The organism is Spirosoma foliorum (genome assembly GCF_014117325.1).
GTDB lineage: Bacteria > Bacteroidota > Bacteroidia > Cytophagales > Spirosomataceae > Spirosoma > Spirosoma foliorum.
On record NZ_CP059732.1, the window covers coordinates 4,815,705 to 4,832,984 of the forward strand.

The 17,280-nt window shown below is 46.8% G+C and carries 13 protein-coding genes; 5 read left to right on the forward strand and 8 right to left on the reverse strand.

All coding sequences use genetic code 11. The annotated features are described in order from the left end of the window. Positions 1–62 precede the first annotated feature (62 nt). The 3 genes from H3H32_RS20520 to H3H32_RS20530 all read left to right on the forward strand — a co-directional run bounded on the left by H3H32_RS20520 (position 63) and on the right by H3H32_RS20530 (position 2,392). Positions 63–893: an NAD-dependent epimerase/dehydratase family protein gene (locus tag H3H32_RS20520; RefSeq protein ID WP_182457508.1), complete on the forward strand. Its 831-nt coding sequence runs from the start codon at positions 63–65 to the stop codon at positions 891–893. 188 nt (positions 894–1,081) lie between these two features. Further along, on the forward strand, positions 1,082–1,936 hold the full coding sequence (locus H3H32_RS20525; RefSeq protein WP_182457509.1) for a sugar phosphate isomerase/epimerase family protein: 855 nt from the start codon (positions 1,082–1,084) through the stop codon (positions 1,934–1,936). A 174-nt stretch (positions 1,937–2,110) separates the two neighbouring features. Continuing rightward, entirely contained in the window at positions 2,111–2,392 is a 282-nt protein-coding gene (locus H3H32_RS20530) for a hypothetical protein (RefSeq protein WP_182457510.1), read from the forward strand. 362 nt (positions 2,393–2,754) lie between these two features. On the opposite strand, the gene H3H32_RS20535 is transcribed toward H3H32_RS20530, so the two are convergent. The 5 genes from H3H32_RS20535 to H3H32_RS20555 form a co-directional block, all read right to left on the reverse strand. After that, positions 2,755–5,235: an outer membrane beta-barrel protein gene (locus H3H32_RS20535; RefSeq protein ID WP_182457511.1), complete on the reverse strand. Its 2,481-nt coding sequence runs from the start codon at positions 5,233–5,235 to the stop codon at positions 2,755–2,757. Positions 5,236–5,555: 320 nt separating this feature from the next. Then, positions 5,556–6,284, reverse strand: a complete 729-nt coding sequence (locus H3H32_RS20540; RefSeq protein ID WP_182457512.1) for a porin family protein — start codon at positions 6,282–6,284, stop codon at positions 5,556–5,558. A 335-nt stretch (positions 6,285–6,619) separates the two neighbouring features. Then, positions 6,620–9,733, reverse strand: coding sequence for a PAS domain-containing sensor histidine kinase (locus H3H32_RS20545; protein ID WP_240543430.1), 3,114 nt, complete (start codon positions 9,731–9,733; stop codon positions 6,620–6,622). A gap of 404 nt (positions 9,734–10,137) precedes the next feature. Next, entirely contained in the window at positions 10,138–10,494 is a 357-nt protein-coding gene (locus H3H32_RS20550) for a VOC family protein (RefSeq protein WP_182457513.1), read from the reverse strand. A 9-nt stretch (positions 10,495–10,503) separates the two neighbouring features. After that, positions 10,504–11,541, reverse strand: a complete 1,038-nt coding sequence (locus H3H32_RS20555; protein ID WP_182457514.1) for an aldo/keto reductase — start codon at positions 11,539–11,541, stop codon at positions 10,504–10,506. Positions 11,542–12,458: 917 nt separating this feature from the next. Here H3H32_RS20555 and H3H32_RS20560 point away from each other — a divergent pair. Continuing rightward, entirely contained in the window at positions 12,459–12,788 is a 330-nt protein-coding gene (locus H3H32_RS20560; protein ID WP_182457515.1) for a hypothetical protein, read from the forward strand. Positions 12,789–12,884: 96 nt separating this feature from the next. After that, positions 12,885–13,496, forward strand: a complete 612-nt coding sequence (locus H3H32_RS20565; RefSeq protein ID WP_182457516.1) for a mannitol dehydrogenase family protein — start codon at positions 12,885–12,887, stop codon at positions 13,494–13,496. Positions 13,497–13,912: 416 nt separating this feature from the next. On the opposite strand, the gene H3H32_RS20570 is transcribed toward H3H32_RS20565, so the two are convergent. The 3 genes from H3H32_RS20570 to H3H32_RS20580 form a co-directional block, all read right to left on the reverse strand. After that, entirely contained in the window at positions 13,913–14,806 is an 894-nt protein-coding gene (locus tag H3H32_RS20570; RefSeq protein WP_182457517.1) for a carbohydrate kinase family protein, read from the reverse strand. A gap of 12 nt (positions 14,807–14,818) precedes the next feature. After that, complete coding sequence (locus H3H32_RS20575) at positions 14,819–16,144, reverse strand: sugar porter family MFS transporter (protein ID WP_182457518.1); 1,326 nt, start codon at positions 16,142–16,144, stop codon at positions 14,819–14,821. Between the two features lie 189 nt (positions 16,145–16,333). Next, positions 16,334–17,227 carry a winged helix-turn-helix domain-containing protein gene (locus H3H32_RS20580; protein ID WP_240543431.1) on the reverse strand — a complete coding sequence of 298 codons (894 nt, stop codon included), beginning with the start codon at positions 17,225–17,227 and terminating at the stop codon, positions 16,334–16,336. Positions 17,228–17,280 lie beyond the last annotated feature (53 nt).

The following is a 17,280-nucleotide window of genomic DNA, read 5'->3' on the forward strand; positions in this document are numbered from 1 at the left end:
TCGTCCGGCTCTGTTTACTGTACTCTCCCGAGCTTTGCCCCTACCATAAAACATGTAGGATAATGAACAGACAAGTAGGGAAAATACTGGTAACCGGTGTAACGGGCCTGGTAGGCGAGCGCCTGCTCAGGCGTCTTGCGGATGCGGGGATGGACTGCCGCGCGCTAGTGCGAGGAGGAAAGCATGTTGCGGCCAACGTGACGGCTGTGGAAGGCGATTTATTCGATTCCGCATCGCTCAAAGAGGCAGTGCTGGATGTATCAGCTATTATTCATCTGGCAGCCGTGTTCCGCACCCAAGACACGGATCTGATCTGGAAAAGCAATCTCGACGGGACGCGTAATCTGATCGAGGCAGCAAAGGCCTATGCGCCTGACGCACGTTTCATTCTGGCCAGTACCACAAACGTTTATAACGCCAACAATTCGCATCCCGGCCGCGAAGATGACGAAGTAGCTCCCCAACAGGCCTACCCAGCCAGCAAGGTTGCCGCTGAGAAAGAGCTACGCGAAAGTGGTCTCAACTGGGTGGTACTGCGTTTCCCATTTGTTTATGGTGATGGGGATGGGCATCTGGAATCGTTACCCAAGTATGCGATTGCAGGCAAATGGCATCCGGCTATGCGGATGAGCACAATCCACCACCGCGACATCTCCATCGCTATCAACCTGGCCTTAGCTGGCGCGATGGACGGGCGCATCGTCAATATATCCGATGAAGCCCCGACATCGATTTACGAATTAGTCCAGCTGGTCGGTGGGTCATTGGAATCATCCTCCGAGCCGCTTGTGAACCCGTGGTACCTGCTTAGCGATAGTTCGCTTGCTCGTAGTCTGGGTTTCCAGCCCACAATCAGGACGGTCTATCAGGCTGTGCAGGAAAACATAATGTGATACAGCTTTGGAAGCCAGCATCTCCTTCTTCTACATTTTTCTAAAGCCGCCAGAAAGTTTCAGTCAATAGTAACCCTAAATTAACATTCGACTGCTAAGCTTATCTACTAGATAATAAACCTTGACGTTAAGTAAAATAGTGCACTATTCTCCCTTGTATTGCACTAAAAAGGCTATTCAGATTAATTATGAAAATCCACTTAACAATCATCCTGTTGATTTTGGCGCCTTTTGCTGCTTTCGGACAGGCTGCCTCAACCCCTAAGGCAAGGAAAATAGCTAACGAATGGAAATTCGGTGTAGCCCTATGGACGTTCCATACCGTTAATTTTCAGGATGCGTTAGCGAAAGTAGACAGTGCCGGAATTACCTACATTGAACCGAATACATTTCATAAAACAGGACCTGCCTTAAAGGATTCGGCTATGAATCAGCTCTCGCCGGGCGGTATTGCCAAACTCAGAAAAATGATTGATCAGCGACGCTTACAGGCCGGATCAGTCTATATTGCTGGTGATAAAACGGTTAATTCCTGGAAGAAGCAATTTGAGATTGCCAAACAGCTTGGTGCCAAATTTGTCACTGCGGAGCCACCGGTAAACCTTTGGAACGAAATCGACAGCCTGGCCGGAATCTACAAAATGAAAGTAGCCATTCATGAACACTGGAAAGGAGTAAGTCACTATTGGCATCCTGATTCGGTATTAGCTGCGCTAAAAAATCATCCCAACTTTGGCGCTTGTGCCGACTTGGGGCATTGGCCCAAAAGCGGTATCAATCCTGTTGACGCCGTTAAAAAACTAAAAGGACATATCATTGGCATACACTTAAAAGACATTGCGGCTTATAATGATCCTAGCTTAAAAGATGTACCGGTTGGCACAGGTGTGGTTGATTTTCCTGCTGTTTTTCAAGAATTGAAAAAGCAGAATTTTAGTGGTCCAATTTACATTGAGCGCGACGCAGAGGATAAGCCGAGTAATCTACCATCGGTGCTTCAAGCCAAAAAATACTATTACGAGCAGCTCAAACAACTGAAATAATCTACTACTCCTGGTTTAATTTGAGGAAACAAACGTACGTATGAAAAGGGGCCCTTGCAGTATGCCTGCCTGGGCCTTTTTTGGTTAATTCTTATCCGATTTATGAGCCTTTTTTAAACGTTCCGCTATTTATTTTCGTTATATAAGTAAAAAAAATCTCTAAATATTACTACCATGAATATCGAGGCTCACAACCCAATTCCTTCACTCAGCCGAGAGGACGTACTACACTATGTGGCCACGCATGAGTTTAACGAGATTGGTGACCGGGAGTGGTTTCGTCTTACTCCCTACGGCAGCGATCTGTTTCGAACACCCGAATACGGTTTATTTTCGGGCATCGAGTTAACGGTAGGTGATATATTGTGGATAGCAGTCGGGCTTAGTACTGGTTTCCAGGCAAGACTCTTTGTGAATGACCCTAGCTCAGTTCCATCCCTAGCCGCAATGCACTAGTAACTGATAAACCACTGGTTGATGCGATACATAAACAGGCCCGTTAAGTCTAGCGGGTCTGTTTATTTGTTCTTAATCTTATCTAAAACTGTTAAAGCAACCTGTTACGATTGCCAGCTAAAGAGTAAATCCGTTGATTTTTGTTCCTTATATCTAGCTTAATTTCAAGAGCACCCAAAACTCATCCCATAAATACCTGGGTATCACCCAACAAAAAAGCCGCCCCTCAATCCGGGGACGGCTTTCACGTTTTCTTAACCTAAACTAAGTCCGTTGTTGCTATGTATGGTATATGATGTAGGAAGTATGATATGACCTGCCGGTGAAAACAATACATCCTATATCATACATCATCTATCTCTTTAGTTCTGTCCGCCTACCCGGTTTTGCTCGGCCGATGTGGCTGAATTGCGTTGACGGGCACCTTTTACGTTTTGATTACCAAATCGGTAGGTGAATGTCAGTCGGAACTGGCGGCTCTCCCAGCGCGACTGTACCCGGAAGTCAATGTCCTGAACCAGCGCCCGACCGTTGAAGTGGTTCAACCAGAAGGGGTCATTTGCATTCAGTTTCAATGTACCCTTACCATCCAGCACTTTCTTCTGGACACCGATGCTGAAACCACCCATTGGCTGCGCCCGATAGAAGCCATATTGCGAAGCTGAATTGTACCAGCCCGATATTTCTGCCGACAGCGTTTTACTCATCGTGAAATTGTTCGACATATATAAGTTATAGGCGACTAATTTCACTTCGTAAGGGGTGCCCGAGTATATGGTTTGGTAGTGCTGATAGTAGGTATTGATGTTGTTCTGCATCCGCCACCATTTAGCCACCATTACAGGAAAGCTCAGATTCAAACTCACATTATCCATAGAACCCAGGTTTTCTGGCGTTACGTAGGTAACATTCTCAGCAGGAATCTGGCGGGGTGTTTCCTGGTTAATAAAATCCGTAGTGCGGCTGTAATTCAGCGTTGTTGTAAAGGCATTTTTGAATACGTGGGTCAACTCAATCGAATTGGTGTACTGAGGTCGCAGAAATGGATTCCCTTTCTGATAAGTGTATGGGTCCAGGTAAAACACGAAGGGGTTCAGATTCTGGTAATCAGGACGATCGATCCGACGGCTGTACGAGAGGTTCAACACGTTATTCGTATCCAGTTGCCGCGACAGGAACACGGTTGGGAACAGGTTCAGGTAGTTCCGATCAACGGTCTGGTCCAGCGTGATTGAATGGCCAATCGAGTGTGTATGTTCGGCCCGTAGTCCTGCCTGAACTTTCAGCTTACCGAATTTACCAGCGTAGTTAAGGTAACCTGCGTTGATATTTTCATTGTACTGAAACTGGTTGGAACGGCTGGCATCTGGTAACCACTGCCGATTCTCCTGTTGCAGTGTATCGTAAATCGTATTGTTGTCGGCACTAACGTAGCTACTTTTCAGACCCGCTTCTACTTTGCTTCCATTTTTCAACGGATGCACATAATCGGTTTTGAACGCCCAGATATTGATTGTCGATGGCATGTTGCTCCGCACATCCTGATTAGGCCGATAAATGACGTTTTCAGAATTAAAATACTGGGTAGCCAGATTGTTGCTATTCTTGCCACCGTAGTGTACGAAATCCCCATCTACAGTCCACTCGCGACCTTTACCCCAGTCAAATTTGTAGTTAACATTACCCGTCAGGTTTGACAAAAGGTTACCCTGATTGGTTTGCGTAATGGCTTTACTAGTCAACACATGGTTTTCGTCGCTGATGAGCGTATTGTTCTGGCCCGATGACCGCCAGTCGTTCGAAAAACCATTCACCAATACCCCAATCGTACTTTTGTCGTTGATGAAATAATCCATACCCGCCTTGTACGAATGGCCGATAAACTGATTAGGCCGAAACGAATTCTGGTCAAAGTAAGTCGTATGCCCGTTGTAAGGAATGTTCCGGATAATTTGATTGCTTTGCGAACTCTGGCGATTTACGTAGCTATAGTTTCCGAACAAATTGATCTTACCCTCGCGATGGTTAATATTCAGCGACGAGTTGAATTTCGGCAGATCATCACGTGCCCCACTAAGGTTTTTCACCCAGCCGTAGCCAGTTCCCAAAATGAAGGTTCCGTTGGTACCGAAATTCTTGTTTTTCTTCATTTTGATATTGATAATCCCCGAGTTACCAGCGGCATCGTATTTAGAGCCGGGGTTGGTAATAATCTCGATGGATGCAATATTATCGCTCGGCGTATTTTTGAGCAGGTTCGATACTTCCTGTTGCGAAAGGTAGGTCTGCTTGCCGTCGATATAAACGATGACACCCGCTTTACCTTTTAGCTGAATCTGGTCGTTCTGACGATCGATGGTTACGCCGGGAGCTTTTTCCAGTACTTCCAACGCCGTGTTACCACTGGCCACAATGCTGTTTTCGACGTTCATAACTGTCCGGTCAACCTGTTGCTCAATGAACGGTTTCTGCGCAACGACTTTCACTTCGGTCAGACTTTTCGTCTCATCAGCCATAGCCAATGCGGGCAATTCACGGGTTGGATGCGCTTCATCTATTGCGAACGGTGCACTATACGTTTTGCGGAAACCAATCTGTTGAGCAGCTACCAGATATTGACCTGCGCCCACATTTTCGAAAGCATATTTCCCGTCGACATCGCTAATAGCGCCTTTAACGAGGGTTGAATCTTTAGCTTTGAGAAGCATCATGGTGGTAAATTCGAGCGGCTTGCCGGCTACGGTGCCCACCTGCCCATTGACAGTTCCCCGTGTCAGAACCTGCGAAAACGCGGTGGTGAGCGTCAGCAGGCTAAGGATTGAAAAGGAGAATATTGTCTTCATATGTATTGTTGTTTTCAGAAGGTTGCTTTGTCTTTGTATCAAGTACATGGCAAAGGTAGGTAGTGGGCATCACAAAGTACCTGTTCTTACACAAGCGGTCTGAACGGCAGGATGAGTGGATTTTACGAGGGGGTTGGCACTTTGAGGGGAAACTTCAAGCTAAAGACACAAGCCAGAAAGCAAACGTTGCATGTCTGAACCGGGATTTTTATGATTTCACTGACTGACTTTGATTCTTGTGGTTTTTAGCCTTCGGCTTTTGGGAAGAAAATCATAAAAATCACAGTCAGTCAGTAAAATCACATAAATCCCGGTTCGGATTACAGTTTAATCCCCACAGCCCATACGCTGGTATCGGGGCCTTGGCCTGACCGGAAAGGACTGTTGGGTTCGTAGCGGAAGAACAGCTTGGCATCACCCCGGAAGCCGAGTTCGGTTGTCAGGCCCCAGCGAATCGGATTCAGGTTGTAGGAGTTGTGATTTCGCACAGCTGCTCCGCCTTCAGGTTTCACTTTCGTGTAGCTGTCTAATCGCATACCTGCATAAGCACCCAGACTCCAGCTAAAGCCCGACCGAAGTGATAGATTAAGCATCACCGGTAAGTTAAGCTGCGTCGTCACCAGTTTCGACCGGTGCAGATCAACGGAAGCGGCCTCGACACCAACCTGACCATTCTGCGCAACAAACATGTTTCGATCGACAAACATAAAGTTGTTCCAGGCTACTTCGGGACCTGTAATCAGGCGAAGTTTGGTCGAACCATTCACGGCAATCGGAATACGTTTCTGCCAGGAGAGTGCCACAAAGCGCGAACCAATTGGGCTAAGTTCATAATTCGCAGGGAGCGAACTGCCGAAGTTATTCAAGCCAATGTAAATACCGAAGTCAGACGTAACACGAGCGTAGTGCCGGCTTCTTGTCCGTGTGATCTGAGTCGACGAGGTCGATGATGTCGAATCGGTCGTGATGGTAACGGTAGTTGATTGTGCGAACGAAGCCGTTGTGGCAGCAATCATAGCGGTGGTGAGGAGGTGTTTGAGCGTGTTCATAGCTGTTGTTATTTTAAGGTTGAGGGTTTAGGCTATTGCCAGTTTCATGAAGTATTTGTTGTGTTATTTGACAGGAAGATGTCAGAACCCACGGGGCAGGTTGCACGAGGGTGAAAAAAAAATTTAGATTTTTTTCTGGAAAGCTAAACAGGAGGAAATAGCTAACCCAAGGCCTGTGAGGACACAGGCCAAAGCTATCTTTCGGATGTAGCTAATTGCTGACGCGAGTGGGTCTGTGAGGACACAGACCTTAGGAGCAGATTGTAGCCACGAGCTTCAGCCCGTGTTCTAGCTAATTCATACACGGGCTGAAGCCCGTGGGTACATTGGGTACCTTACGCGATAGGGAAGTAAATGGTGAAGGTAGCACCCTTACCGGGCTTGCTGTAAGCCGTAATAGCTCCGCCATGATTGGCAACTACTTTCTCACAAATGGCCAGACCAATGCCTGTACCGGCGTACTCATTTCGGGTGTGCAGTCGTTGGAAAACCTGGAAAATACGGTCTACATATTTTTCGTCGAAGCCGATTCCGTTATCCGAGACGTTGATCTGATGGTAAGCCATTGCCTGGCGGGAAGGCTGCACCAGAGCCGGTATGCTACCGGCTAAAATTTGTTCAACCTGTACGCGAATAACCGGGGCAATACCGGGTTGCTGAAACTTCAGGGCATTGCTTAGTAAATTCTGAAACAACTGCCATAGCTGCGACTCATCTCCCGATATGACGGGTAATAAATCAACCTGTATTTGCGCATCTACCTGCAGAATCGCAACTTCCAGATCATCAATCACCTCTTCGATTACCTGATTCAGCGACACCGACGTGGTAGATTCCTGACGTGTGGATATACGCGAAAACGTTAGTAAGTCTTTAATAAGCAACGACATCCGACTGGCCGCACTTTGCATCCGTTCCAGATAATCAAGCCCCTCTCCTAACTCAACTGCATATTGATTTTTTAGCAGATCACCAAATGACTGAACCTTTCGCAATGGCTCCTGTAAATCGTGACTGGCGATGTAGGCAAATTTTTCCAGGTTTTCATTCGACCGGCGAAGGTCCTGGTTTGAAGCCACCAACTGCTCTGTTCGGACCTGGACCTGCTGTTCCAACTGGGTAGCCAGCAACTTCTGTTCATGAATATCAGTAGCTGTACCTACCCAAAGTACAATCTCACCCAACTCATCTCGGATGGGTAATGCCCGGTTCAAATGCCATCGGTACATACCGTCAGTTCCACGCCGATACCGGTTTTCGACAACAAAAGTGGTTCCGTCGGCAAGCGCCTTTTTATACATATCAAGTGTACGCGGCAAATCGGCCGGGTGAACCAGCGACTGCCATCCCCATGCTTTGATCTGGTCGAAATCCAACCCCGTATAATCGTACCATCGTTGATTGTAGAAGTTGACTTCACCTTCTGGCGTATTGGTCCAGGTCATTTGGGCTATGGCTTCCAGCAGCGTTCGGAAACGTTGTTCGCTTTCCTGCAGGGCCACTTTCGCTTTCATTTGCGTGGTAACCTCGGTAGCGATCACCATTACGCTACTGATCTTTCCTTGATCATCGCGCACAGGTGCATAAACGAAGTTAAAGTAAGCATCTTCTAAATCTCCCCTACGATACAGACGGGCACGTGTCTCAACCCCATAGTGCGAAACACCCGAATCATATACACCCTCCAGTAATTCAATAAATCCTTGCCCTTCCAGCTCTGGCAGTGCCTGAATGAGTGGCGTTCCCATAATCGATGCGTCTTTGCCCCATATTTCCAGCATCGATGTGTTGGCTGTTTCAACGATCAGCCTGCGACTATTCAGGATACTAATCGCCACCGGAGCCTGAATAATCATGTTCCGAAACCGCTCTTCACTCGCCCGTATTTTACTATTGGCTTCAACTTGTTCGCTAATATCCTGAGCAATGATAATCATGCTATGCTCCTCATCCTGCGCATCGGTCACGCTGGTCACATTCAATTGCACCCAGCGGATGGATCCATCTTTGTGTATATAGCGCTTAATCAGATTGAAGAAAGGCCGATTCCCCGCTACAACTTCTTCAAACAACTGACGGTTATAGGCGCGATCGTCCGGGTGGGTGATGTCGAAGTTATTCAGTGTATATAATTCTGAAACCGAATAGCCCAGCAGTTGCGTATAGGCATCATTGACTAACGTAAAATTGGCTTTCTGATCGGTAAAACCCATCGCCATCGACGTGTTGCTGAAGGCGATGGAAAAACGTTCTTCGGCCTCTCGCAAGGCGCGCTCCCGCTCTTTCTGTTCGCTAACATCCAGGGCTATCCCCGTAACCGAAACCGGTTTTCCACTGGCGTCGAATAAGTATTGGCCAACTATTTTGACCCAATGAATCGTTTTATCAACCCAAACAAAACGCGCTTCATAGTTAATATTTCCCGTCAGAACGGCCAGGCTATGTGCCTGATTTCTGATTTTCCGATCGTCGGTATGTAAATGCTCGACAAATACCTTCCAGCTAAGATTGGGCGACTCCTGGCCGGTTAAAATCCGGGAAAATGAAGGCGAATAAAGGATATTATTATCTCCGTCAATTTCGCTCCCGGTTTTAATAAAAAAAGACCCAGATCCCGATCCTTCCAACGCTATTCGAGCCTGCTGCTCCGATAAAGCAGCTTGCTCTTTCGCGAGTACTTCTTCGGTAATATCTTCCGCAACCCCCGAAAAACGGGAAGCTTCGCCTGTTTCGGAGAAGTGCGTCTTGCCGATGAACCGCACCCATCGCAAGCGCCGATCATTAACGCCGATGGTTCGGAAACTTGTTTCATAATGACCTCCCGACAGCGGGTTGAGCGCCCATCGGACGGCCTCTTCAACCCGGCTTCGATCATCAGGGTGGATGTAATCTACTGTTTGTGCATACGATTGGCTGTCGGCATTTGTCAGTCCACATAGCTCCTGACAGCGACTGTCCCAGTTAACAACACCGCGCACCGGGTCTAGCTCCCAGGTACCTAGCCGGGCCGATTGCAGCGCAAACCGCAACCGTTCTTCGCTCTCCTCGTGGGCTTTTTGCAAGGCAACGCGATCGGTAATATCCTGTATAGCGCCCACCATTCGCAGTGGTTTGCCTTCCCGATACAAAATATAGCCCCGATCTAAAACCGTTGCATAACGACCATCGGCCCGCTGAAATTGATACTCGTCCGACCAGTTCGTGCCACCCGCATCAAGAACCTGATGAATACTAAATAAAACGCGATCTTTATCCTGGGGGTGAATATGATCGACCCAGGCTTCCAGGGCATCTTCGGCAACCTCTTGTGTGTTGTAGCCAAACAGGGTTGTATACCCTTCATTCCACCAAATCGTATTGGTTTCCAGATTCCAATTCCAGACGGCATCTCTTGTAGCCTTTGTTAACAGTTCAAATAGCTCGCCCGTTGTTACTACATCTGTATTCAATGGTATTTCGATTCCAAAGGTGATACGTATCCCCAACTCAAAACTAACACAAGGCTAGTCCAAAGCGCAACCTGACAACAAGGGCTGCTTTTCCAATCTGCACAGTACGTTGATCGTATGCATGACCTCCCCAACCGTTAAAAGGTAATTGATCGGCCTTTTAAGGTACAAATCTAACTCGTTATACCCGGATACACGCAACAGCGTTGGTAGTAATACAAAGGTATTTTTTCATTCTCGCCGGGTTAAAACCCGGCGCAAAAACACAGAATAAGTGAGCTGCGCCGGGTTTTAACCCGGCGAGAATGAAAAAAGAGAAGAGTAATTAATAAGACGAGTTTCCCTGTTGAGTGTAGTCTGGACTACGCTTAACAAAGGACGTATGACTATAGTACAAAACACTACTAATCAATAAATTCAATCAATTCAATCCGATTATCGAATGGGTCACGGAAGAAGCACCGTTCTCGCCCATCGATCTCAGATGAATATTCGATAGCAAGACCTTTGCTGATCAGACTCTGCTTTGCTTCAGTAAGATTAGCGACTTCAAAGGCCGGATGCCGTTTGGAATAATTGCCGCCAGCTTCTTCCCGAAGATGAATCTGAATATCAGCAATTTTGAACCAGATGGCACCGCTCGGATGCTCCCCCGGAATCTCTTCGAGCCCCAGTACATCACGGTAAAATTCGCGGGCCTGGGCCGTTGTTCCCTCCGGAATGCAAATCAACACATGGTCGAGTCGTATGAACTGTATCATCCTGGTCGCTTAATAAAATTTCGGTGGGGGATTCAACGTCAGATTTTGGCGTTGGTGCCAATAGGGATAAATAGTCGGCACATCGCTAGCTGCATCTAACCTTTTCACCTGTTCCGTTGTGAGGTTCCAGCCAACAGCGTCAAGATTTTGTTTCAACTGTTCTTCATTCCGAGCCCCAATTACGATTGTCGATACCGTTGGTCGCTGTAAGAGCCAGTTGAGCGCCACCTGGGCTACTGATTTACCCGTTTCGGCAGCCAGCTCATCCAGTACATCGATGATGGTATAAAACAATTCATCGGAAATGGCAAATGCCGGAACGGGACTACCGCCCTGCGCAACCCGGCTATCGGGCGGAACCGGCTGATTCCGGCGATATTTACCCCCTAGCCGACCAGCGGCCAACGGACTCCAGATGATCCCTCCTACGCGCTGATCGATACCCAACGGCATCAATTCCCATTCGTACTCCCGATTCACCAGGGAGTAATAAACCTGATGCGCTACGTACCGATTCCAGCCATACTTTTCCGAAATCGCCAGCGATTTCATCAGGTGCCAGCCCGAAAAATTGGAACAGGCAATGTAGCGCACTTTGCCACTCTGAACCAGATCGTCCAGCGTACGAAGGGTTTCTTCAATGGGCGTTACTCCATCGAAACCATGCATGTGGTAGATGTCGATATAATCTGTTTTCAGACGTTTAAGGCTGCTTTCGCATTGTTTCAACAAGTGAAAGCGCGATGAGCCCTGGTTATTAGGTCCTTCGCCAAATGTGAACGTTGCTTTGGTCGAGATGAGCACCTTGTCGCGAATACCCGCCACCGTTTTCCCTAAAATGGTTTCCGATAAACCATCTGAATATACGTCGGCCGTATCGAACAAATTAACACCGGCCTCTAAACAGAGATTGACCAATCGAGTAGCCTCATCGACCTGCGTGCTCCCCCAGGCTTTAAAGAATTCATTGCCTCCGCCAAAGGTGGCCGTACCAAAACTCAATACAGGAACGTGTAGTCCCGATGCACCTAATTGTCTGTATTCCATAGTGACTAACTGTTTCTACTGCCTTTTCAGCGAATAGGATTATTGTACGATTCAGGTGTTTAGCCGCTGACACACAGTGTGACGCTTCCTTTTGAACACAGTCGATGGGGGGGAGAAGTTTGGTGAAATCGGAATTTGATTCCTCTTCCCCACACTTGACGCAGCTTACCAGTCCGAATAAATTTATACTATTCAATTAATCCATGTAATCATTTTCAGTTGCCTACTACTTTCATCGATCTTTATAGTCTATAAAACCATATTACTTCCTAAAGAATAGCTTGTACAATTCTGCTTTTCGCTGAAAGATAAAAGGCAGTTATGGTACTTTATCAATATTCCTAAACCAATCAACACCTCTATTTAGTTATTTAGTTGAAAAGATGTCCGCTCCACATTCGTCTATTTAAGATTGATTATAAATAACTTACAACAAATGAAACGTTATCTTAACCATCAAAAATAGGAAGTAGGGAGAAAAAATTATGGATAACTAATTGTACTTTTTTAGGTTTACATAAGTCTAGTAGTTGAAGCCTAACCGCTTTTGCCTTTTGAAGACCAAAAACTTTAGAGGCATCTGGACATCCGGAAATTACTAAACGAGAATCGATTACTGGAGAGAGAACTCCTCCATTTTTCTGTTTTAACCAAACTAAATTTAACCAACTACCTGATCGTCACCATCTATTAACCGGTAATTGAATGCCAGAAAAACAGCGCATTTACTTACTCACCTATTGCCCAAACACGCGATTGGCTCAAAAAGCCTTTCCATGCAATTGACGATCAATTCAGTACCTGCGGCTCCCGCCGTGGCATAGTACGCCGGCCTCGTTGCGTAATTCGCTACTAGCCGACATCAGGCATCGAACCTGTGGTTCAACAGCCGCCGTTACAATCAAACTTCACAACACATGAGCCGTTTTTCAGTCATTTATCTGCTTCATAAGCAGTATCACCATATTTACAGTGACACACACGAAGAAGCCAATGCAATTTTAGCAAAGTTGCTTACGCAGGAAGACTACAAACCGATTGGTATTTACGACGCCAAGACCGAACTCTTCTTCTGGGAACCAACCCGACAGCATCAATACGATAAGGCAAGCATTGGTAAACAAGGCAAACTGGGCGATCAAATCACGAACATTGCTCAGAACCTTCGCCATCACGACGAGATCAACCAGACTCGCCCGAATTCAATAGCACAACTTCTGCAACCTGATCAGACCGAATTCGTTTAATCAGGCTTAATTAAACCTATAAGGTCTCAAAGACCTTATAGGTTTAGATGGACTCTTTAGTACGCCCATACAAACACTCGTTACGACTTACTCATCATGAAAACCAATAATCAAGATCTTTTAATGATGCTGGCCTATCCAGCATTTCTGGCTGGCTATCGAACGGTAGAGGAAGCCTTGAATGACCACTTATTCAGCAACTACCTCAATGTATTTATCGAACAGGATGTTATGCCCTTTGCGGAAGCACAGGATGCCATTAACCTGGACGATAATAGACAACAATGGCTCAGCCAATTTTCCAGACCAACGAGCGATCCATTAGCCAATTTATGCGTCGACGGTGCGTCGAAGTTACCGGCCTTAATCCTGCCAACTCTGCGTGATCTGTTGGCGCAGAATCGGGATGTTCAGCGCATGGCATTCCTGCTAGCGGCATACGGCCATTACCTCTGCGCGGGCACCGATGACAAGGGCGTTTCCTATGAATTAAACGACGCTCACTTTCATCAACACGATTGGGCAAAGGTCAACAGCGATGATGTAGCAGCTTTGCTGGAAATATCCACCATAGCTACAGCTCGCTTGCATACCTACTCTCATTTTGTGGCCATGTACAAATCATACCGGACTCAAATTGCGAAATACGGTGTCGTTTTTCTACTCAAGCAAATGGCTTATAATCGCTTAGCTATGCAGCAAGCTTAAGCCGGTAGCTGTGCCACGGTTTATTTTAGCGTCATGTAAGAACCGTGGCACGGCTACCAGCGAAAATCCTATAAAACCAAAAAAGGGTATCGAGATGCCTCAATACCCTTTTTACTACAACCGAATAGACCACCAATTTTAGCAGCAATCCATTTCGGTATTAATCCACGTTTATCATAGGTTACTGTATTCGCTCTTTCAGGTAGATTTAAACGTTCAAGATCAACTGACGTTCACTCATATAAGTTAGAGCAGGGAGTCGGTCGGATACTACAACCGCCCCCTGCCATAAGCCATATTACCAACCTAAATCAGGTGTCAGAATGTCCATTTTCGTGCTGTCTATTGATGAAAATGGACGTGTATAGAACTAAGTTACGATAAGTACGCAAAGTGATCAGGATTACCGGAACAGGCTATACAACTGCCGCCCGGCGAACTTTTTTCATGATAAGCGACTCGGAAATAATGGGTGTGGCACTACGCTGGGTAGCCACATAGGCTCCTGTAGCGCAGGCAAATTCCAGTGTTTTCTTAGGTGTCTCTCCCTGCAATATTTTATAGAGAAAAGCTGCCAGAAAGGAGTCGCTACTTCCGATCGTATCCGCTACATTTACCGAGAAACCAGGGTGTTCTTCGAAGCCATCGTTACTGAGCATGATGGCCCCATTTTCAGCCCGCGTTACGCAGATAGTCTTCAAGTTGAATCGGTTGCGCAGATACTGCATCGCATCCCGTTCAGTACGTGGCGATGTATACCAGCCAGCAATTTCAGCCAGTTCGCTCTGGCTGACCTTCAGAATATCTGCTTTTTGCAACAAATACGTAACCTCCAGAGGTGTGTAGTGCGGAGCACGCAGGTTAACATCAAATACCTTTAGAGCCGCCTGATCCAGAAGTTGGTGCAACGTATTTCGGGACTCCTGATTCCGAGCCGCCAAACTTCCATACACGAGAATCGACTTTTGATAAAGCGGAGCCAGCGTTGCGTCGTACTGAATGTAATCCCAGGCTACTGGTTGCAGGATTTTATAAATGACTTCATTGCGCTCCGTCACGTTAGCTTTGGCAATACCGGTCAAATGAGTAGCTCCCAATTGCACATAGGCCGTTGGCAGGTGTTTTTTCCGCAAAAAGTTCAGTAGTTCGCGCCCCAGCTCATCGTTACCTACCCGGCTTATTAACTGAGCATTTAATCCCAAATTCCGTAAGTGAACGGCTACATTCATAGGCGCCCCACCCGGTTGTTTGCTATCCGGTAAGATGTCCCAGAGAATTTCGCCAAAGCAGATAATAGTTGTCGATGTCATTGCTGAAGCCGATTAATGGACTAGGAATGTTTTTTCGATTTGCTCCAAACTGGTTCCCTTCGTTTCGGGCATCAGGCGAACAACAAACAGGAGTTGCAACACCATCATGATGGTAAAAAACAGGAAGGTATTGCCCCCTCCAATGTGTTCGGCGAAGTAGGGAAAAGTAAACGTGATAATAGCCGCCATTAGCCAATGGGTAAAACTGCCCAGCGACTGGCCACTGGCACGCACCTCGTTGGGGAATATTTCGGAAATGAATACCCAGATGACCGCTCCCTGCGAGAAACCAAAAAAGGCGATATAGCCAAAGAGCAGCAAAGGCACACTCATGCCGCTAAAATCTTGTAGGTAGAACGCCCGAGCCACTAAGCCCAGAGTGATGATTAAACCAACCGACCCAATTTTCATGAGTGTCCGGCGGCCAAACCGATCAATAAGGTTCATCGAAATCATCGTAAAGATGAGGTTGACCAACCCAACACCTGCCGATGACAGCAAAGCCGAACTCTTGCCCAGACCCGTCATTTCGAAAATCCGGGGCGCATAGTAAATGATGGCATTAATCCCCGAAACCTGATTGAAGACCGCAAACAATACGGCCAGCATAATGGGTGTTTTATGGCTTGCCGAAAACAGTCGGGTAGAGCCTTCGATATGATGATTGCTTTGCTGAATGGCGACCAGCGTTTCCTTGGCAGTGGCTGGATCGATCATATTCAGTACCTGAAGGGCTTCGGCCACTTGCCCTTTCTTGAGCAATAACCAACGAGGACTTTCGGGAATATTCAGAACGGCAACCAGAAAAATCAGTGAGGGTATTGCCTGTACGCCCAGCATCCAGCGCCACGAGTCAGCCCCAACGCCTGCCAGCAAGAAGTTCGACAGATAAGCGATCAGAATGCCTAATACAACATTGAACTGAAACAGAGCAACCAGGCGTCCACGGGAGTTGGCGGGCGAAATTTCGGTGATGTACATGGGGGCCGCCACTGAGGAAGCGCCTACACCTAACCCACCCAGAAAACGAAAGATTAGAAAGATATTCCAATCGGTAGCCAGTGCCGTTCCGATAGACGCGGCTAAGTACAAAATGGCAATCCAGAGTAGTGTTTTTTTACGACCAAAGGTTTCGGCAGGAATACCGCCCAGCATGGAGCCGATAACCGTACCGATGAGCGCAATGGAAACAGTCAGGCCATGTTCCCAGACATTAAGGCTCCATAGAGATTGTAAGGATTGCTCAACCCCAGAGATAACGGCGGTATCGAAACCGAAGAGAAAACCACCCAGAGCGGCTGTGATTGACCAAACAAAAATGCGCTGTTTCTGACTCATACATTGATTCATCAATCAGGCTATCACCCGATTGATGAATCAAACTTACAGCTTGTCCTGGCAGGAGACTTTCAGATATTGTTCAACTAACTACAAATTAAGATCAGAACACAAATCACTGTTTATCAACATATTAATAAATACATATTGAATACTTTTTCAATTTTGTTACGTTGATTTTCGATTTTGTTACGAAGCATTTTTTTCCAGATTCAACACCTCTACGCGGTAGCCTACGCCATGCACTGCAACAATCCGAATACTTGGATCATCCTGAAGCATTTTCCGTAAACGTGAGACAAATACATCGACGCTACGCCCTACAATAATACCCTCATCTTCCCAAACCGATTTAAGAATGAAGTCCCGTTCGATTACCTGATTGAGATGACCTATAAAAAACGTGAGCAACTTCGCTTCGCGATAGGTTAAATTGTATTGGTTAGCACCCGAATGCAAAAGCTGCCTGGCTGGCTCGAAGCTCGAGTGGCCAAACGGGATTCGGTCGGTTGTTGTCGGTACAGGATCAGCCGTGGGTGTTTCAGTTTGATCAGGCGTAGGTCGTCGTTTCCAGACTACGTACCCAATCCCTGCAAGCAGACTGCCCAATGCTACAACCCACCAGCCCACTATGGGAGTAGAAGCGGGTGAGGGAGTCGCAAAAGTCACTTGCAGTGTGTAGCATCCGTGTAGTTGCTGGCGGCCTACACAAGGCACTTCATTATTTTCCGTTAAGTCTCGAAAATTATACCCCAGTTGCAATTTCCCCTGCGCACAGTCGAGTACTACTACGTCATAATTAACCTGAATGTCGTGCACAGTAAACGACTCTTGTAACAGAGGTGGCAACCGACTGTAGTCGAATGCATGATTGATCCGTACCTGAAATGTCTGTTCCGTTGGTTGCTGAACAGGCTGGATTCGGGAAGTAGAATCTCCTGATTTCAGCAGCAAATGATGCACAGTACGCCGGAGGGCCAGATTTACTTTCTGAGAAAATCGCTGTTTATCTGTCGCCGTCTGAGCAGGTGTCAACCACGCAAACTGCGTACAGAGCAACCCAGCCACTATGAGGCTCACCATCCCGATTATCCTTACCCATTTATGCATAATCTACTAAACACTTAAAACCGATC